This is a genomic window from Nocardia aegles (genome assembly GCF_052545135.1).
On the sequence record NZ_JBQWRI010000003.1, the window covers coordinates 657,000 to 675,568 of the forward strand.

Annotated in this window: 18 protein-coding genes; 10 read left to right on the forward strand and 8 right to left on the reverse strand. The window is 68.7% G+C overall.

The annotated features are described in order from the left end of the window. Positions 1 to 29: 29 nt before the first annotated feature. The 3 genes from ACT89H_RS12910 to ACT89H_RS12920 are packed head-to-tail and all read left to right on the forward strand — an operon-like array spanning position 30 to position 3,232. Positions 30 to 1,019 (forward strand): Zn-ribbon domain-containing OB-fold protein, encoded by a 990-nt coding sequence (locus tag ACT89H_RS12910; RefSeq protein ID WP_445108909.1) that lies wholly within the window; start codon positions 30 to 32, stop codon positions 1,017 to 1,019. 12 nt (positions 1,020 to 1,031) lie between these two features. After that, on the forward strand, positions 1,032 to 2,069 hold the full coding sequence (locus ACT89H_RS12915) for a thiolase family protein (RefSeq protein WP_445108789.1): 1,038 nt from the start codon (positions 1,032 to 1,034) through the stop codon (positions 2,067 to 2,069). Continuing rightward, positions 2,066 to 3,232: a thiolase family protein gene (locus ACT89H_RS12920; protein ID WP_445108790.1), complete on the forward strand. Its 1,167-nt coding sequence runs from the start codon at positions 2,066 to 2,068 to the stop codon at positions 3,230 to 3,232. Before ACT89H_RS12915 ends, ACT89H_RS12920 begins: the two co-directional genes overlap by 4 nt. A 102-nt stretch (positions 3,233 to 3,334) precedes the next feature. Here the strand turns inward: ACT89H_RS12920 and ACT89H_RS12925 are convergent, their stop codons facing one another. Further along, a complete protein-coding gene (locus ACT89H_RS12925) occupies positions 3,335 to 4,594 on the reverse strand; it encodes a cytochrome P450 (protein WP_445108791.1) in 1,260 nt (419 codons plus the stop codon). Between the two features lie 144 nt (positions 4,595 to 4,738). On the opposite strand from ACT89H_RS12925, the gene ACT89H_RS12930 reads away from it, so the two are divergent. Further along, the gene (locus ACT89H_RS12930; RefSeq protein ID WP_445108792.1) at positions 4,739 to 5,902 is read left to right on the forward strand and encodes a steroid 3-ketoacyl-CoA thiolase; all 1,164 of its coding nucleotides are present in this window, start codon (positions 4,739 to 4,741) and stop codon (positions 5,900 to 5,902) included. A 359-nt stretch (positions 5,903 to 6,261) separates the two neighbouring features. Then, positions 6,262 to 6,678 carry a helix-turn-helix domain-containing protein gene (locus ACT89H_RS12935; protein ID WP_011207048.1) on the forward strand — a complete coding sequence of 139 codons (417 nt, stop codon included), beginning with the start codon at positions 6,262 to 6,264 and terminating at the stop codon, positions 6,676 to 6,678. 930 nt (positions 6,679 to 7,608) lie between these two features. Here ACT89H_RS12935 and ACT89H_RS12940 read toward each other — a convergent pair. Then, positions 7,609 to 8,520, reverse strand: a complete 912-nt coding sequence (locus ACT89H_RS12940; RefSeq protein ID WP_445108793.1) for an SDR family oxidoreductase — start codon at positions 8,518 to 8,520, stop codon at positions 7,609 to 7,611. A 28-nt stretch (positions 8,521 to 8,548) separates the two neighbouring features. Beyond that, on the reverse strand, positions 8,549 to 9,331 hold the full coding sequence (locus ACT89H_RS12945; protein WP_445108794.1) for an SDR family oxidoreductase: 783 nt from the start codon (positions 9,329 to 9,331) through the stop codon (positions 8,549 to 8,551). A gap of 58 nt (positions 9,332 to 9,389) precedes the next feature. Here ACT89H_RS12945 and ACT89H_RS12950 point away from each other — a divergent pair, with 58 nt between their 5' ends. The 5 genes from ACT89H_RS12950 (at position 9,390) to ACT89H_RS12970 (ending at position 13,640) form a co-directional block, all read left to right on the forward strand. Next, positions 9,390 to 10,154, forward strand: coding sequence for an enoyl-CoA hydratase family protein (locus tag ACT89H_RS12950; protein WP_445108795.1), 765 nt, complete (start codon positions 9,390 to 9,392; stop codon positions 10,152 to 10,154). A 12-nt stretch (positions 10,155 to 10,166) separates the two neighbouring features. After that, entirely contained in the window at positions 10,167 to 11,042 is an 876-nt protein-coding gene (locus tag ACT89H_RS12955; protein ID WP_445108796.1) for a CoA transferase subunit A, read from the forward strand. Next, positions 11,042 to 11,800 carry a CoA-transferase subunit beta gene (locus ACT89H_RS12960; protein WP_445108797.1) on the forward strand — a complete coding sequence of 253 codons (759 nt, stop codon included), beginning with the start codon at positions 11,042 to 11,044 and terminating at the stop codon, positions 11,798 to 11,800. The genes ACT89H_RS12955 and ACT89H_RS12960 overlap by 1 nt, the downstream gene beginning before the upstream one ends. Then, positions 11,797 to 12,876, forward strand: coding sequence for an NAD(P)H-dependent flavin oxidoreductase (locus tag ACT89H_RS12965; protein ID WP_445108798.1), 1,080 nt, complete (start codon positions 11,797 to 11,799; stop codon positions 12,874 to 12,876). Before ACT89H_RS12960 ends, ACT89H_RS12965 begins: the two co-directional genes overlap by 4 nt. A 302-nt stretch (positions 12,877 to 13,178) precedes the next feature. Continuing rightward, a complete protein-coding gene (locus ACT89H_RS12970; RefSeq protein ID WP_445108799.1) occupies positions 13,179 to 13,640 on the forward strand; it encodes a YbhB/YbcL family Raf kinase inhibitor-like protein in 462 nt (153 codons plus the stop codon). Between the two features lie 38 nt (positions 13,641 to 13,678). Here ACT89H_RS12970 and ACT89H_RS12975 read toward each other — a convergent pair whose 3' ends face one another. The 5 genes from ACT89H_RS12975 to ACT89H_RS12995 all read right to left on the reverse strand — a co-directional run bounded on the left by ACT89H_RS12975 (position 13,679) and on the right by ACT89H_RS12995 (position 18,489). Continuing rightward, positions 13,679 to 14,872, reverse strand: a complete 1,194-nt coding sequence (locus ACT89H_RS12975; RefSeq protein ID WP_445108800.1) for an acetyl-CoA C-acetyltransferase — start codon at positions 14,870 to 14,872, stop codon at positions 13,679 to 13,681. Positions 14,873 to 14,882: 10 nt separating this feature from the next. Next, entirely contained in the window at positions 14,883 to 15,491 is a 609-nt protein-coding gene (locus tag ACT89H_RS12980) for a TetR/AcrR family transcriptional regulator (RefSeq protein ID WP_445108801.1), read from the reverse strand. A 44-nt stretch (positions 15,492 to 15,535) separates the two neighbouring features. Further along, entirely contained in the window at positions 15,536 to 16,309 is a 774-nt protein-coding gene (locus tag ACT89H_RS12985) for a hypothetical protein (RefSeq protein WP_445108802.1), read from the reverse strand. Between the two features lie 198 nt (positions 16,310 to 16,507). Continuing rightward, entirely contained in the window at positions 16,508 to 17,305 is a 798-nt protein-coding gene (locus ACT89H_RS12990) for an SDR family oxidoreductase (protein WP_445108803.1), read from the reverse strand. Continuing rightward, positions 17,302 to 18,489: an acyl-CoA dehydrogenase family protein gene (locus ACT89H_RS12995; RefSeq protein WP_445108910.1), complete on the reverse strand. Its 1,188-nt coding sequence runs from the start codon at positions 18,487 to 18,489 to the stop codon at positions 17,302 to 17,304. The genes ACT89H_RS12990 and ACT89H_RS12995 overlap by 4 nt, the downstream gene beginning before the upstream one ends. Between the last annotated feature and the right edge of the window lie 80 nt (positions 18,490 to 18,569).

Genomic DNA, 18,569 nt, shown 5'->3' on the forward strand with positions numbered 1-18,569 from the left:
TGACTCAGGGGAATAGTGCGTCCACCGCAATTGCCGGTGGCAGCGGCGCGGCATCGAACACCGACGCCGTGCCCGAGGTACTGAGCGCGCCCCTGCGGGTGCGTTTCGATTACACCCGCTCCGTCGGCTCCACCATCGGCACCTTTCTGACCCGGTTACGCGACCACACGATCGTGGGCGTGCGCGGCTCGGACGGCCGGGTGATCGTGCCGCCCCCGGAATACGATCCGATCACCGCCGAACCGCTCACCGAGTTCGTTCCCGTCGCCGACACCGGCACCGTCGAATCGTGGACCTGGGTGCGCGAGCCGCTGCCGGGCCAGCCGTTCGACCGCCCGTTCGCCTGGGCGCTGATCCGCCTGGACGGCGCGGACACGACGCTGCTGCACGCGGTCGACGTCACCGCGCCCGAGGACATCCGGAAAGGCTTGCGGGTGACCGCCCGCTGGGCCGAGCACACCGAGGGCAGCATCCGGGACATCCTCTGCTTCGAGCCGGGCGAGAAATCCGCCGCACCCGCGGAGTCCGCTTCGGCCGAACCGGTCACCATGATCACCACGCCGGTCGACCTGTCCTACCAGCACACCGCCTCGCCACAGGAGACCGTCTACCTGCGCGGACTCGCCGAGGGCAAGCTGATCGGCGCGCGTACCGACGCCGCGGGCAAGGTGTATTTCCCACCGCGCGGCGCGAATCCGACCGACGGCAGGCCGACCGATGAATTCATCGAACTGTCCGACCGCGGCACCGTGACCACCTTCTGCATCGTCAACGTGCCCTTCCTCGGCCAGCGGATCAAGCCGCCGTACGTCGCGGCGTACGTGCTGCTGGACGGCGCCGACATCCCCGTGCTGCACCTGGTGCTCGGGTGCGACGCGAGCGAGGTGCGCATGGGCATGCGGGTGCGGGCGGTGTGGAAGCCGCGCGAGGAGTGGGGCTACGGCCTGGAGAACGTGGACCATTTCCGCCCCACCGGCGAGCCGGACGCCGACTACGAGACCTATCGGCACCACCTCTGAGAGAGGCGCACGTTGACCGACAACGCCACCGACATCGCGGTCGTGGGCTTCGCCCACGCACCGCACGTGCCGGAGACCTACGGCACCACCAACGGCGTCGAGATGCTGGCGCCCTGCTTCCAGCACCTCTACGCCCGACTCGGCATTACCAAGTCCGATATCGACTTCTGGTGCTCGGGCTCGTCCGATTACCTTGCCGGACGGGCGTTCTCGTTCATCTCCTCGATCGACGCCATCGGCGCGGTGCCGCCGATCAACGAATCGCACGTGGAGATGGACGCCGCGTGGGCGCTGTACGAGGCATGGGTGAAACTGCGCTCCGGGCAGGCGACGACGGCGCTGGTGTACGGCTTCGGGAAGTCCTCCGCGGGCACGCTGCGCCAAGTGCTCACCATGCAGCTGGACCCCTACCTGGTCGCGCCGCTGTGGCCGGACGCCTGGTCCATCGCGGGCCTGCAGGCGCGCGCCGGCCTGGACGCGGGCCGCTGGACCGAACGGGACATGGCGTCCGTGGCGGCCGGCACGGCCGGCGAGGGTGAGGTCGACCGCCTGCTCGATCGGCCCTACGTCGCCGATCCGCTGCGCGCGCACGACATCGCGCCGATCACCGACGGCGCGGCCGCGATTGTGCTCGCCGTGGGCGACCGCGCGCGCGACCTGTGTGAACGTCCCGCCTGGGTCACCGGCATGGCGCATCGGATCGACACCCCGCTGCTCGGCGCGCGCGACCTCACCGTCTCGCCCTCGACGACGGCCGCGGCGCGGGCGGTCACCGGCGGTGACGTCAGCGGTTTCGACATCGCCGAGTTGCACGCGCCGTTCAGCCATCAGCAGCTGATCCTCACCGAGGCGATCGGGCTGCCGAACGGCACGACGGTGAATCCGTCCGGCGGCGCGCTCGCGGCTCACCCGATGTTCGCCGCGGGCCTGGAACGCATCGGCTTCGCGGCCGAGGCGATCATGGCCGGCTCGGCGAATCGCGCGCTGGCCCACGCCACCAGCGGCCCGGCGTTGCAGCAGAACCTTGTGACCGTCTTGGAGACCCGATGACCTCGCCGGCCGCGGTGCTCGGCACCGGACAGACCAATCACGTGACGAAACGTACCGACGTCTCCATGGCAGGGATGTGCCGCGAGGCCATCGACCGCGCCCTTGCCGACGCCGGTCTCACCATCGCCGACATCGACGCGGTCGTGGTCGGTAAGGCGCCCGACGGATTCGAGGGCGTCATGATGCCCGAGTTGTTCATGGCGGACGCGCTCGGCGCCACCGGCAAGCCGCTGCTGCGGGTGCACACCGCTGGTTCGGTCGGCGGCTCCACCGGCATCGTCGCGACCAACCTGGTGCAGGCCGGCGTGCACCAGCGCGTGCTCGCGGTGGCCTGGGAGAAGCAGTCGGAGTCGAACGCCATGTGGGCGCTGTCGATTCCGGTGCCGTTCACCATGCCGGTCGGCGCGGGCGCGGGCGGCTACTTCGCGCCGCATGTGCGGTCCTACATCCGGCGCTCCAACGCCCCGGGTCACATCGGCGCCCTGGTGGCGGTGAAGGATCGCCGCAACGGCGCCAAGAACCCACTGTCGCACCTGAAGCAGCCCGACATCACGCTGGAATCGGTGCTCGCCTCGCAGATGCTGTGGGACCCGATCCGCTTCGACGAGACCTGCCCCTCCTCCGACGGCGCGTGCGCCGTCGTGCTCGGCGATGCGGAGGCCGCCGAGGCGGTCGAGGCCACCGACCGGAAGGTCGCCTGGGTGCACGGCACCGCGATGCGCACCGAGCCGACCACCTTCGCCGGGCGCGACCAGGTCAACCCGCGGGCGGGCCGGGACGCGGCCGCGGCGCTGTGGCAGGCGGCGGGCATCACGAACCCGCTCGAGGAGATCGACGTGGCCGAGATCTACGTCCCGTTCTCCTGGTTCGAACCGATGTGGCTGGAAAACCTCGGCTTCGCGCCCCAAGGCGACGGCTGGAAACTCACCGACAAGGGCGAGACCGAGATCGGCGGCACGCTTCCGGTCAATCCGTCCGGCGGCGTGCTGTCGTCCAACCCGATCGGCGCCTCCGGGCTCATCCGGTTCGCCGAAGCCGCCAAGCAGGTCATGCAGCGCGCCGGGGACTATCAGGTCGAAGGAGCGCGCAAGGCACTGGGCCACGCGTACGGCGGTGGTTCGCAGTACTTCTCGATGTGGGTGGTCGGATCGGAGCGACGGTGACCCGGCCACCGAGCAGGACTCACCGCGCAAGTTCGCGCAACAGCGCATAGCCGAACCCGTGCCGGCCGCGCGGGCGGCCGGTCGACACATACTTTCTAGGTCTCAGTGCACGACCGGGCAGGTCTGGTAGTCGACCGGGAATTCCTTGATCCCGTTGAGCCAGCCCGAACGCAGCCGCTTGGCGTCGGCGATCTTGGTGATGTCGGGCAAGTGGTCGGCGATCGCGTTGAAGATCAGGTCGATCTCCAGCCGGGCCAGATTCGCCCCGATGCAGAAGTGCGCGCCGGTTCCGCCGAACGCCAGGTGCGGGTTGTCCTCGCGCATGATGTCGAACTTCTCCGGCTGATCGAAGACGTCCTCGTCGAAGTTGGCCGAGCGGTACAGCATGACCACCCGCTGTCCCTTCTTGATCTGCACGCCGCCCAGTTCGGTGTCCTCCAGCGCGGTCCGCTGGAACGAGGTGACCGGAGTCGCCCACCGGATGATCTCGTCGGCGGCCGTGGCGGGGCGTTGCTTCTTGAACAGCTCCCACTGGTCGGGGTTCTCCAGGAACGCGATCATGCCGTGCGAGATGGCGTTGCGCGTGGTCTCGTTGCCCGCGACGGCGAGCATGATCACGAAGAAGCCGAACTCCTCCTCGGTGAGCTTGTCACCGTCGACGTCGGCCTCGATCAGCGTGGTGACGATGTCGTCGGCCGGGCACCGTTTGCGGGAGGCCGCCATCTGGTGGGCGTAGCCCAGAATGTCGCCGGTAGCGGCGAGCGGGTCGGCAGTGCTCTCCGGGTCGTCATAGCCGGTCATCTGGTTGGACCAGGAGAAGACCTTCATCCGGTCTTCCTGCGGGACGCCGATCAGCTCGGCGATGGCCTGCAGCGGCAGTTCGCACGCGACCTGGGTGACGAAGTCGCCGGAACCCGACTCGGCGGCCGCCCGCACGATGGCCTGCGCGCGGGCCGACAGCTCCGCGCGCAGGCCATTGATGGCGCGCGGGGTGAAGCCGCGCGAGATGATCTTGCGCAGCTTGGTGTGCTCGGGCGCGTCCATGTTCAGCAGGACGATCCGCTGCAGCTCGATCTGCTCCCGGGCGATGTCGTCGTTGAACCTCGGGATGGCGGTGTTCTCGTAACTGGAGAACACGTCGCTGCGCCGCGAGACCTCTTTGATGTCGGCGTGCTTGCTCACCACCCAGAAGCCGTCGTCGTGGAAACCACTGACGTCCGGCGACTGGGGGTTCCACCAGATCGGTGCCGTCCGGCGCAGTTCGGCGAACTCTTCGACCGGAACACGCTCGGCGTAGATGTCCGGGTCCGTGACGTCGAACCCGTCCGGGAGATTCGGCCGGGCATTCCGAGTGGCTACCACCAGATGTCTCCTTCGACAAACTGAAACACGTTCTATAATTATTGAAGCATAGGGGCAAGAACTAGGAAAGAAACCGGACAGATATACCCCTGGAACAGGCCATGAACGCGTTTCATTTTTCTGTCCCGTGAAGAGAGGTTGGACATGGGCACACCCGTGATCGTCGAGGCCGCACGGACCCCGATCGGCAAGCGCGGCGGCTGGCTGTCGGGCCTGCACGCCGCCGAACTGCTCGGTGCGGCCCAGCGCGGGCTGCTCGAGCGCGCACATCTGGACCCCGCGCAGGTCGAACAGGTCATCGGCGGCTGCGTCACCCAGGCGGGCGAGCAGTCCAACAACATCACCCGGGTCGCCTGGCTGCACGCGGGCCTGCCGTGGCAGGTCGGCGCCACCACGATCGACACCCAGTGCGGTTCCGCTCAGCAGGCCAACCATCTGATCGCGGGCCTGATCGCGGCCGGCGCCATCGAGATCGGCATGGCCTGCGGCGTGGAGGCGATGAGCCGGGTTCCGCTGGGAGCCAACGTGGGCGACAACGCAGGACCGCGCAGACCCGCGTCGTGGAACATCGACCTGCCCGACCAGTTCGCGGCGGCCGAGCGAATCGCCAAGCGGCGCGGCATCACTCGGGCGGACGTGGACGCGTTCGGCGCGCGCTCGCAGCGACTGGCCGGACAGGCGTGGACGGAAGGCCGTTTCGATCGCGAGGTGCTCATCGTCACCGCCCCCGTAGTCGACAACGAGGGCAACCCAACCGGCGAAAAGCTCGATGTGGCACGGGATCAGGGGTTACGTGCGACCACCATCGAGGGCCTGGCGAAACTGAAGCCGGTCCTGGCGGGCGGCGTGCACACCGCCGGGTCCTCCTCACAGATCTCCGACGGCGCCGCCGCGGTGCTGCTGATGGACGAGAATGCCGCCGCACGAGCGGACTTGCGGCCGCGGGCACGGATCGTCACACAGGCGGTGGTCGGCGCGGAGCCGGAGTTCCACCTCGACGGCCCGGTGCAGGCGTGCACCAGGCTGCTGGAACGGTCCGGCATGAATATCGGCGACATCGATCTTTTCGAGATCAATGAAGCGTTCGCGTCGGTGGCACTTTCCTGGGCTCGTGTACACCAGCCGGACATGGATCGGGTTAATGTCAACGGCGGCGCCATCGCCCTCGGGCATCCGGTCGGCTCCACCGGATCCCGCCTCATCACAACGGCTTTGCACGAGCTGGAGCGCTCCGACCGCAGTACCGCAATGGTTCTCATGTGCGCCGGTGGCGCACTCGCGACAGGAACGATCCTCGAACGTTTGTGACTTCAACCATTTCAGCTGGGTTTATTGAACGTTCATCCCCCAGGGCCACAAACGTGTCGTACGCCACAGAAATCCGTGTACCGTCAAGACCATGAGATGTCAGCTATCTTGCGGCTACCAATATCCCTTGCGCCGAGACCGCAGCGACGGGCCAGAACCGGTTCGTACCGCGGCTTCTCGAGAGCCCTTGGGGTGACCCGCAAACGCGACCGTCGCAGCCCCTTCGCCGCCATCCGACCTACAAGCTTCAAGGCAATCCGGAATCAGGCGTAGGTTTTCAGTTACTGAGCCGCTAATATCAATGATACGTATCCGAGATATCGACTGTTAGTACAGCGAAGGGAATTGGGCGGCTCACAATGGCTGATTTCGCGGCGCGGCTGAACAAGCTGTTCGAAACCGTGCATCCCCCGGGGCGCAAGCCGCACACCAACGCGGAGGTGGCGGCGGCGCTGACGGCCTCCGGACATCCGATCTCGAAACCGTACCTGTCGCAGTTGCGGTCGGGACAACGGACGAACCCGTCAGATGAGACGGTGGCCGCCCTGGCGAAGTTCTTCAAAGTCAAGCCGGACTACTTCTTCAACGACATCTACGCCGCCAAGATCGATCACGATCTGGAGCTGCTGTCCCAGCTACAGGGCTACGGACTGCGACGGCTGTCGAGTAGAGCGTTCGACCTGTCCGAAGAATCACAGAACCTGCTCACCTCGATGGCGGAGAAGTTGCGGGCAAGCGAGGGCTTGCCCGAAATTCCTCCGGATGGCACCGAATAGGTTCTCCCGCACGGCAGCACAGTGCGACCCACCGGGTCGCACTGTGCTGTGTTATACGGGCTGAGCACACAACCGGCGTGCGGTCATGCCCAGAGAAAATGGGGCAGCGGCCGCGGCCCGGTTAGTGCTGCTTCCCGGATCGGATACGTAGATAAGCGCTTTCGGTGCGGGTTCATCGGCCGGCCTTCGCCTCGAGGGAGATTCGCGGTCCAACTGGTCTGTCCGAATAGTCCCATCTATCGGCTATTGCGCCGATAGATCGCATCGGCACGAAGTCGATCAATTTCGAGCGAACGCGGGTGCGGCGTTCCGATAGGCACATGCGACCGCCCGCACCCGGCCGCGCGCCCCTATTACCTTCGGGCGGAGCAATCCACCGCAATCGCCCCCAGCGCATCACACGCGGGACCGGGCCATCCGGTCGATCCGGTCCGCCACCGAGGCGGGCGGCGGTCCGAGTGCCACCGGCACGGCCGAGCCGACCGCTGCCGAGCCGACGGCCGCGGACCCGGTGCCGCCCGAGACGATGGACCCAGCACCCAGCGCGGCGGACCCGTCGCCAGCACGACCGAACCGGTCCCGAGGCTGCCGCGGAAACCCCCTGCGGCCGAGCCGGTCCCGGCTCTCGGCGGGGCCGGGACCGCACCGACCTCCGACTGCGGCCTCGGCACGGTCGGTGGAAGCCAGGAATCACCGGTGCCTTCGGGCGGCGGCGCGGGATCGACGAAAGCCTGGCTGGCGAGCAGCGCGGAGCCGCCGGATGCTCGCAGCACACGGACTGTGCGACCTACTCCCATGCGCCGAGCCTTCCCCTCATCAGTCGAAGCGCAGTTCTGTGCCCGGTCGCCACTCTCACACGGGACTTCCTAACGGATGGGTGCCCATAGTAGACCCCCTTCCGCGAACGCGCCCCCGAGAGGGTCGGGCCGATCAGGCCCCGTACACCGGCTCCGGCGGAGTCGCTTCGGCGATCAGATCGGCCACGACGGGTCCGAGCTCGGCCGGATCCCAGCGGGCGCCGCGGTCGACGGGCACGCCGTGCCGCCATCCGTCGGCCAGCGCCACCTTGCCGCCCTCCACCTCGAATACCCGCCCGGTCACCGCCGCCGACTGCGCGCTGCCCAGCCAGACGACCAATGGGGACACGTTCTCCGGCGCCATCGCGTCGAAGCCGCTTCCCGGCGCGGCCATCATGTCCGCGAACACCGTCTCGGTCATCCTGGTGCGCGCGGACGGGGCGATCGCGTTCACCGTCACGCCGTAGCGGGCGAATTCGGCGGCGGCGGTCAGCGTCAGGCCCGCGATGCCCGCCTTGGCCGCACCGTAATTGCTCTGGCCGACGCTGCCCCGCAGACCGGCGCCGGAGCTGGTGTTGATGATCCGTCCGTCGACCGGACGGCCCGCCTTGGTCTCCGCACGCCAGTATTCGATCGCGTGCCGCATGGTGGCGAAGTGGCCCTTCAAGTGCACGCGGACCACCGCGTCCCACTCGTCCTCGCTGAGGTTGACCAGCATCCGGTCCCGCACGAAACCGGCGTTGTTGACCAGCACGTCCAGCGCGCCGAAGGTATCGACGGCCTGGTGGACGAGCCCGCGCGCGCCTTCCCAGTCGGCGACGTCGTCGCCGTTGACCACCGCTCGGCCGCCGAGCGCCTCGATCTCGGCGACCACGTGCGCGGCGGGCGTTTCCGCGGTGGCCGCGCCGTCGAGGGCCGAACCGATGTCGTTGACCACCACGCTCGCGCCGGCCGCGGCGAAGGCGAGGGCGTGCGCGCGGCCGATACCTCGGCCGGCGCCGGTGACGATGACGACGCGCCCGGCGCAGATCTGCTCGGTGTCCATAGCTGTCCTTCGTCGTGTTTGTTCTTGTTCAGGACTGCCGGTCGGCGTTGGCGGCGGCGAGGAATGCGGGTCGTTCGCCGCCGCCGTGCACCAGCAGGGTCGCGCCGCTGACGTAGGCGGCCAGCGGCGAGACCAGGAAGACGGCGCAGCGGCCGACCTCCTCGGGACGGGCCATGCGACCGAGCGGAATGGTCCGGCCCACCGCGTCGACGCCGTCCCGATCGCCGTAGTGCAGCCGGCTCGACTCGGTGTCCACCGGTCCCACCACCAGCGAGTTCACCCGTACTTTGGGCGCCCACTCGACGGCGAGCGAGCCGGTGAGGCTGTCCAGGCCCGCCTTGGCCGCGCCGTAGGCGGCGGTGCCCGGCGACGGACGGTGCCCGCTGACGCTGGAGATGTTCACGATAGAGCCGCCTTCGTCCTGCCGCTGCAGCACCGCGTTGGCGGCCTGCGCCAGCAGCAGCGGAGCGAGCAGGTTCAGCTCGACGATCTTGGTGTGGAAGTTCGTGCTCGCGGCGGCGGCGAGCGCGAACGGAGTGCCGCCCGCGTTGTTGACCAGATGGTCGAGCCGGCCGTGGCGCTCGGTGATCGTGTCGACCAGCGCACGCACCGCGTCCTCGTCCCGCACATCGCACGGCACGTAGTCGATCGCGCGGCCGTCCACCTCGACGGGAGCGCCGGCCGGTCGCCGCGCGCATGCCACAACGGTCGCGCCCGCGGCCAGGAACGCCTTGCTCACCCCCGCGCCGACACCCCGCACACCGCCGGTCACCAGAACGACGCTGCCGGACAGATCGATTTCGAGTGACACCGTGCTAACCTACCAAGCAACTGCTTGCTTTGCCAACGGGCACACGATGGGACCAGCCATGGGGATCGACCGCCGCTGCGAATCAACCGGCATCAGCGTGGTCACGGTCGACTATCCGCCGGTCAACGCCATCCCGACCGACGGTTGGTTCGCCATCGCCGACGAGGTGCGCGCGGCGGGCCGCGACCCGGACACCAAGGTTGTGGTGTTGCGCGCGGAGAACCGCGGCTTCAACGCGGGCGTGGACATCAAGGAGATCCAGCGCAAGCCGGGCCATCAGGCGCTGATCGACGCCAATCACGGCTGCTTCGAGGCGTTCGCGGCGGTGTACGAGTGCCAGGTGCCGGTGATCGCGGTGGTGCAGGGCTTCTGTTTGGGCGGCGGCATCGGTCTGGTCGGTAACGCGGATGTCGTGATCGCCTCCGACGACGCCACCTTCGGACTGCCCGAGGTCGACCGCGGGGCACTCGGCGCGGCCACTCACCTCGCCCGGCTGGTCCCGCAGCACCTGATGCGCGCGCTGTTCTACACCGCGAGCACCATCACCGCCCAGCAACTGCACCACTACGGCTCGGTGTACCGGGTGGTGCCACGCGCCGAACTCGACGCCGCCGCCGTGCAGCTGGCCGAGAATATCGCGGCCAAGGACGGCCGGGTGATCCGGGCGGCCAAGCGGGCGCTGAACGGCATCGACGTGCAGGACGTACACCGCAGCTACCGGTACGAGCAGGGATTCACCTTCGAACTCGACCTCGCCGGTGTCGCCGACGAGATCCGCGCCCGGTTCGACGACGATCTCGCCGCGCGCGAGAGCGGGCAGTAGAGAGGAATTTCCATGCGAGACAAGCGGATGTCGCTCGACGAGGTCGTCGGCGAGCTGCGCAGCGGGATGACCATCGGCATCGGCGGCTGGGGTTCGCGGCGCAAGCCGATGGCGCTGGTGCGGGCTATTCTGCGTTCGGACATCACCGGCCTGACGGTGGTCGGCTACGGCGGGCCCGATCTCGGGCTGCTGTGCTCGGCGGGGAAGGTGCGCAAGGCCTACTACGGCTTCGTGTCATTGGATTCGCCGCCGTTCTACGACCCGTGGTTCGCCAAAGCGCGCACCTCGGGCGCGCTGGTCGCCCGCGAGATGGACGAGGGCATGCTCGAGTGCGGCCTCGAGGCCGCGGCGGCGCGACTGCCGTTCCTGCCGATCCGCGCCGGGCTCGGCTCCGACGTCCCGAACTTCTGGGAGGGTGAGCTGAAGACGGTCCGATCGCCCTATCCCGTCGACGGCACGCCGGAGACCTTGATCGCCATGCCCGCCCTGAATCTCGACGCGGCGCTGGTGCACCTGAATCTCGGCGACGCGCACGGCAACGCCGCCTACACCGGCGTCGACCCCTATTTCGACGATCTGTTCTGTCTGGCGGCGCGGCGCCGCTACGTCTCGGTCGAGCGGGTGGTGGCGACCGACGAACTGGTGAAAGCCGTTCCACCGCAATCGCTGCTGCTCAACCGCATGATGGTGGACGGCGTGGTCGAGGCGCCGAACGGCGCGCACTTCACCCTGGCCGCCGACGACTACGGCCGGGACGAGAAGTTCCAGAAACACTACGTCGAGTCCGCGAAAACGCCGGAGGCGTGGCAGCTGTTCGTCGACACCTATCTGGCCGGCTCCGAGGAGCAGTACCGAGCCGCCGTCCGCCGATTCGCCGAGGAGACGTGATGACCAGCACCGAAACCGTCACCCGCGCCGAAATCTGCGCCATCGCCTGCGCGGAGATCTTCAGCGGCGCGGGTGAGATCATGGCGAGCCCCATGGCTCCGATGTCCATCATCGGCGCGCGGTTGGCCAAGCTCACCACCGAACCGGATCTGCTGCTGTCCGACGGCGAGGCGCTGCTGCTCGCCGAGACTCCCGCGTTGGGCGCGAAAGCGCCGATCGAAGGCTGGATTCCGTTTCGCAGGGTCTTCGCCGTGGTGGCATCCGGGCGCAGGCACGTGGTGATGGGCGCCAACCAGATCGACCGGTTCGGCAACCAGAACCTTTCGGCGTTCGGCTCGTTGCAGCAGCCGACCCGGCAGATGTTCGGTGTGCGTGGCGCGCCGGGCAACACGATCAACCACGCCACCAGCTACTGGGTCGCGCGGCACACAAAACGCGTATTCACCGACGAGGTCGACATCGTCTCCGGGGTGGGATACGACAAAGTCGACGCGACCGACCCGGCGTACCGTTTCCACCACCTGCACCGCGTGGTGACCAATCTGGGCGTCTTCGACTTCGGCGGCCCCGACCACACTATGCGTGCGCGCAGCCTGCATCCCGGCGTCACCGCCGACGAGGTCGCCGAGCACACCTCGTTCGAGATCGCCGGTCTCGCCGAGGCGGGCGAGACACGGCAGCCGACCGCCGAGGAGCTGCGGTTGATCCGTGAGGTGCTCGATCCGACGAAGATTCGCGAAACCGAGGTCCCCTCATGAGCCCGCGCTTGCGTACGCCATTGACCGATCTGGTCGGCGTCGAACACCCGATCGTGCAGACCGGCATGGGCTGGGTCGCGGGCCCGCGCCTGGTATCGGCGACCGCCGAAGCCGGTGGGCTCGGGATCCTCGGCTCGGCCACCATGACCTTCGCCGAACTCCAGGCGGCCATCGCGAAAACCAAGGCGCACACCGCGAAACCGTTCGGCGTGAACATCCGCGCCGACGCCGCGGACGCGCCCGAGCGGATCGATCTGCTGATCCGGGAGAAGGTGGCGGTCGCGTCGTTCGCGCTCGCGCCGAAGCAGGACCTGATCGCGAAGCTGAAAGACGCCGGAATGGTGGTCATTCCGTCGATCGGCGCGGCCGCGCACGCGGTCAAAGTCGCGTCGTGGGGCGCCGATGCCGTGATCGTGCAGGGCAGCGAGGGCGGCGGGCACACCGGCCCGGTGGCCACCACCCTGCTGCTGCCCTCCGTGCTGGACGCGGTGGATATTCCCGTGGTCGCCGCGGGCGGGTTCTTCGACGGGCGCGGTCTGGCCGCTGCCCTGGCCTACGGCGCGGCGGGCGTCGCGATGGGCACGCGATTCCTGCTCACCCAGGAAAGCACCGTCCCCGACGCGGTCAAGCGGGAATACCTGCGCCGACGGCTCCAGGACACGGTGGTGTCGCTCCAGGTCGACGGCATACCGCACCGCGTGCTGAACACCGAACTGGTACGGCGACTGGAGCATTCGGGCCGCTGGCGCGGCCTCACCGCCGCGGTGGGCAACGCGGCCCGCTTCAAGAGCATGACCGGCATGAAGTGGTCCACCATGATCCGCGACGGGCTGGCCATGCGAAAGACCAAGGGGCTCACCTGGTCCCAGGTCATCATGGCCGCGAACACGCCGATGCTGCTGCGCGCCGGATTGGTCGAGGGCGATACCGAGGCGGGCGTCCTCGCGGCGGGACAGGTCACGGGGATCATCGACGATCTGCCCACGTGCGAGGAGTTGATCGATCGGATCGTCACCGACGCGGTGGGGCGGATCGAGACGATCGCGGCGCTGGCCGGGGACACGCAGTCGGCGTGAGGGATGGCGGCCGCCGGTTCAGCCCGGGCCGCCCTACCTGTATCGGGAGCCCCACGCCCGCGAATTAAGCCGGGCGAACCGAGCCATGATCCCGAGGCGGGCCGTACGGCGGCCGCTCACCCACAGTGATAGCGGCATATTTGCCCATAATCTGGATAGCCTCGCAATGGCGTCTTACGCTGGACTGACAACAACCCAATGCGGTTCGCCGGTCGATCGCCAGAGTGCGCCGGCTCGGCCTGAGCCGCGACAGGCGAATCGTCGGACTCGATCACCATCCCTCGACTCGAGCGGAGGCCGCGATGCCCGCGACGAACGAGATCTCCGTGCGTAGTAGCGCTTTCGACCATGGCGACCCCATTCCGGTGGTCTACACCTGCAACGGCAGGAACGAGCCGCCGCCGCTGAACTGGACGACTCCCCCGGAAGCCGCCGCCCTGGCACTGATCGTCGACGACCCGGACGCCCCGAGCGGCCTGTTCACACACTGGGTGGTCAGCAATATTCCGCCGACCACGACGTCGAGCGCGGAGGGGGAGACACCCGCGGGCGGGGTGGTCAGCCGGAACAGCGCGCAGCGCGCCGAATACTTCGGACCGTGTCCACCTGCGGGCACCGGCGTCCACCATTACCGATTCATCGTGTACGCACTCTCGCGCTCCGTTCAGGTGGACGCGCGGACATCGGCGAACGACGCGAGGTCCGCGATCGTCGACGCGAGCATCGGAGACGGACAGCTTGTCGGCACCTACACCGTCGACTAGCGAAAGGCCGTGGACGGCGGACCGCTCGTCCGCGCGGATCAGCGCGGCAGGCGCTCGATGATGGTCACGTTGGCGGTGCCGCCGCCCTCGCAGATGGTGAGCAGACCGTAGCGGCCCTCGATCCGCTCGAGTTCGTTGAGCAGCGTCGCGAAAAGCTTGGCGCCGGTCGCGCCGAGCGGGTGGCCGAGGGCGATGGCGCCGCCGTTGACGTTGACCTTCCCCGGATCGGCTCCGGTCTCCTTCAACCAGGCCAGCACCACCGGGGCGAACGCCTCGTTGATCTCGATCACGTCGATGTCGTCGATGGTGAGACCGGTCTTCTCCAACGCCCACTTGGTCGCCGGGATCGGCGCGGTGAGCATGTAGAGCGGGTCCGCGCCGCGCGCGCTCACATGGTGGATGCGCGCTCGCGGTGTCAAGCCGTACTCCCGCACCGCCCACTCCGAACCGAGCAGGGTGGCGGCGGCTCCATCGGAGATCTGGCCGGCTACCGCCGCGGTCAGCGCGCTGCCCCCGGCCAGCGCGGGCAGCGCGGCCATCTTCTCCAGGCTGGTCTCGCGCGGCCCCTGGTCGATCCAGAAATCGCCGACCGGCACGATCTCGTGGTCGAAGCGGCCGTTCTTGATCGCGTCGCGCGCGCGCTCATGGCTGCGCAGCGCCCAGCGCTCCATGTCCTCGCGGCTGATGTCCCACTTCTCGGCGATCAGCTGCGCGCCACGGAACTGCGACACCTCGCCGGTGCCGTAGCGGTGGTCCCAGCCCTGCGATCCGACGAACGGCGAATCGAAGCCGTATTCCTTGCCCGCGAGCATGGCCGCGGAGATCGGGATCGCGCTCATGTTCTGCACGCCGCCCGCGACGATCACCTCGGCGGTGCCGCTCATGATGGCCTGCGCGCCGAAAGTGATGGCCTGCTGGCTGGATCCGCACTGCCGGTCCACCGTGACGCCGGGCACCTCCTCGGGGTAGCCGGCGGCCAGCCACATGGTGCGGCCGATGTTGCCCGCCTGCGGACCGACGGTGTCGACGCAACCGACGATGACGTCATCCACGTTCCCCGGGTCGATCGGGTTGCGGTCGATCAAACCGCGCAGCGCGGCCGCACCCAGATCGGCGGGGTGCACGCCGGCCAGCGCGCCGCCACGCTTGCCGACCGGGGTGCGTACCGCATCGATCACGTAGGCGTCCCGCAGCGGGGCATACGGACGACGGGAGGCGGATGGTGCCGACATGTCACGACTCCTACGTGGCGCGCTCGCCGGCCGTGAGCCCGTCGAGCACGATGGTCAGGTACTGCTTCGCGAGGTTCTCGACAGTGACCGGGCCACCGGGGCGGTACCACCGCACCGCGACCCACACCGTGTCACGCAGGAACCGGTAGGCCAGTTCGATATCCAGCTCCGGCCGGAAGGTGCCGTCCTGGACGCCGGTGGTCAGCACCCGGTGCCACAGCTCGCGGAATTCGCGGTTGTACGCGGCGATGTAGGTGAACCGCTCGGAGTCGCGCAGTCGCTTCGCCTCGGCCTGGTAGATCGCCACCGCGGCATGCCAGCGGTCGAACGACTCGTAGGACGCGAGCACCAAGGCTTCCAGGGTGGCTCGCGAACTCAGTCCGGAGGCGACGATCTCGCGGTAGCGACCGAACAGCTCGTCCAAGAATCCGCGCAGGATCTCGTCCACCATCGACTCCTTGGAATCGAAGTGGTGGTAGAGGCTCCCCGACAGGATCCCGGCCGCGTCGGCGATGTCGCGCACGGTGGTGGCGCGCAATCCCCGCTCGGCGAACAATTCGGCCGCCAAGGCGAGCAACTCGCCGCGCCGTGCTGATTTGGAGACATCTGGTGCGGGCACACGGCCATGATACAACCAAGCATTTGCTTGGTATAGCGGACCGCTCAACGGGCCGAATAGCGCAGCGGTGAGGAGACCGACAGGTCGGCGAGGAGACGGTCGCAGATGATCACGGGCGAGACGCCCGCCCGCGTCATCCGGGCGACGAGCGCGAGACGACGTTCGCAACTGTCCCACTCCACGATGAGCTGACCGCGGTCGGGACCGGCGTCCACCGTGGCCATCACCCGTGGTGGGCCGCCGCGCACCGGCTCCTCGCTCAGCCTGAGTACCATGCCGCGCTGCCAGGCGTGATAGGCGTCCATGTCGGCCCCGATCACCAGTTTGTCGGTGGCCGCGCACAGGCCCTGCGCGATCTCGTCCGAGAAGGTCACCTGGTCGAAGCGGAATTTCCGGCATTTCGCGACCACCGCGAGCAGGTCGGCGCGCACCTCGCACAGCAGCGCCGTCCGGCGCTGCCTGAGCCGCTCCTGCTCGCTCTCCGCGCTGTCGGCACCGAGCCCGATGCGCCGGGCGCGATCGCGATCGCGCGCCAGATCGGCGCGCAGCGCCCCATGCGGATCGCGGGCGACCTCCCCCTCGTCCACGGCGTGCTGCTGGAGAATCCGCGCGGCGGCCAGGGCGACCGCGCTTTCGGAGGTGTGCTCGATCAGCTCGGCGCCGAGAGTGAGGGCCGAGAGGACGAGACTGTCGAGCCGTCGCCTGGCGAGCACTACTTCGCGCACCACATCGAGTTCCAATTGTTCGCGGGCAGGTGGGCGATCCCGGCCCATAGCCATCGCCCCCTTGAAGAGCGCGGATCCGATCTCATTCAGCATGGCATACCGCGCCGCCCTCCGGCTCGCCCTTTTTCACCTGATCAGCTGCCCATTTCACGCACGGTGCACGACGCGGGAAGGCGATCGCACTACCGCGTGCGAGGATCGTCCCAAAGGTCCGGACACGCGGCTGCCCGACGGTCGCCGGGTCTGCTCGTGCGTCCGGCGAGATCGAACGAGCCCGCACCACGGTTCGGTTCAGGCGCGCTGGCTGCTGATCGAGACCACCTCGCCGGTCAGATAAGTGGTGTAGTCACTGGCCAACATGGCGATCGTGGCGGCGACCTCCCACGGTTCGGCCGCGCGACCGAACGCCTCGCGCTCTGACAGGCGGTCGAGCAGCTCGCTCGAGCTGACCTTGTCCAGGAAGGCGTGCCTGGCGATGCTCGGGGCCACCGCGTTGATCCGGACGCCGAGTCCGGCGGCCTCGACAGCGCTGCACCTGGTCAACGCCATGACGCCCGCCTTCGCCGCGGCGTAGTGCGCCTGTCCGTACTGTGCGCGCCAGCCGAGCACGCTGGCGTTGTTCACGATCACGCCGCCGTGGCGCGCGTCGCGGAAGTAGCCGAGGGCGGCTCTGGTGCAGCGGAAAGTGCCGTTGAGGGTGATATCGAGGACGCGGTCCCACTGCTCGTCGGTCATGTCGACCACGGGTGTCTCCCCGCCCAGGCCCGCGTTGTTGACCAGGACGTCGATCCGGCCGATGGCCTCGGCAGCGCCGCGGACCAGCGCGTTCACCTGTTCGGTGCGCCGCACGTCGCACGGGATGGCGGCGACCCGCCGGTCCGGGAACTCGCCGGCCAGTTCGGTCGCGGTTTCCGCCAGACGCCGCTCGTGCCAGTCGGAGATCACCACGTCCGCGCCCTCGGCCAGCAGCCTGCGCGCGGTGGCCGAGCCGATGCCCGTGCCCGCCGCCGCGGTGATCACGGCCGAACGTCCGGTCAGCAGGCCGTGCCCCGCGACGGGCGCGGGGGCGACCGACAGCGGCCCGGTCACGGGCGAGGCTCGCGCGGCAGACCGAGCACCCGCTCGGCGATGATGTTGCGCTGCACTTCGTTCGAACCTCCGTAGATGGTGTCGGCGCGGGTGAACAGATACAGCCGCTGCCATTCGTCGAGATCGTCCTCGCCCGCCACCAGGCCGCGGGCGCCGAGCACGGCCATCGCCAGCTCCCCCAGCCCGCGATGCCAGGTGGCCCAGAGCAGTTTCGCCACCGAGGCCTGGCCCGCGGCGTCGGCCACGCCGGCGCCCTCCATCGTGCGCAGGGCGTGCGCGCGCAGCACGCGCAGCCCGACCCAGGCCCGGTCGATCCGATCGGCGATCAGCGGGTCGTCGGCCGCGCCGGTGCGGCGGGCCAACGCCTCGATACCGGCCAGTTCGCGGGCGAACCGGATCTGCTGCCCCAAGGTGGCGATGCCGCGCTCGAAGGTGAGCGTGCTCATGGCGATGCGCCAGCCGTCGCCCGGCTCGCCGACCACCAGGTCGGCCGCGGTGCGGGCGTTGTCGAAGAAGACTTCGTCGAATTCCGAGGTGCCGGTCAGCTGGATGATCGGGCGCACGTCGATGCCCGGCTGCTTCATCGGAACCAGCAGGTAGGACAGGCCTTTGTGCCTGGTGGAGCCGCGCTCGGTGCGGGCGAGGACGAAGCACCAGTCGGCCACGTGGGCCAGCGAGGTCCAGATCTTCTGCCCGGTGATCGACCACTCGTCGCCGTCCAGATGCGCCGCGGTGGCGATAGCGGCCAGGTCGGAGCCCGCGCCGGGTTCCGAATAGCCCTGGCACCACAGTTCGCCGACGTTGCGGATGCCGGGTAGAAACCGGTCCTTCTGGGCCTGGGTGCCGAACGCGAGCAGGGTCGGGCCGAGCAGTTCCTCGCCGATGTGCGACACCCGCGCAGGGGCGTCCGCCTTGGCGTACTCCTCGTGGAAGATCACCTGCTGACGGACTGTGGCCGCGCGACCGCCGTACTGCGCCGGCCAGCCGAGGCAGGTCCACCCGGCCGCGGCCAAGTGCCGGTCCCAGGCCAGGCGTTCGTCGAACGCCTCGTGTTCGCGGCCGGGTCCGCCGAGGCCGCGCAGCGCGCCGAATTCGCCGTTGAGGTTCTCCGCCAGCCACTCGCGCACTTCGGCAGCGAAACGCTCGTCCTGCGCGGCGGGAAAACGCCCGTCCGCAGCGCCCATGTCGGATTCTGAGCTCTGGATCGCACCCACGCCGGTAGGATAACCTACCAAGCACTTGCTTTGTAGTGTGCGCGCATGAC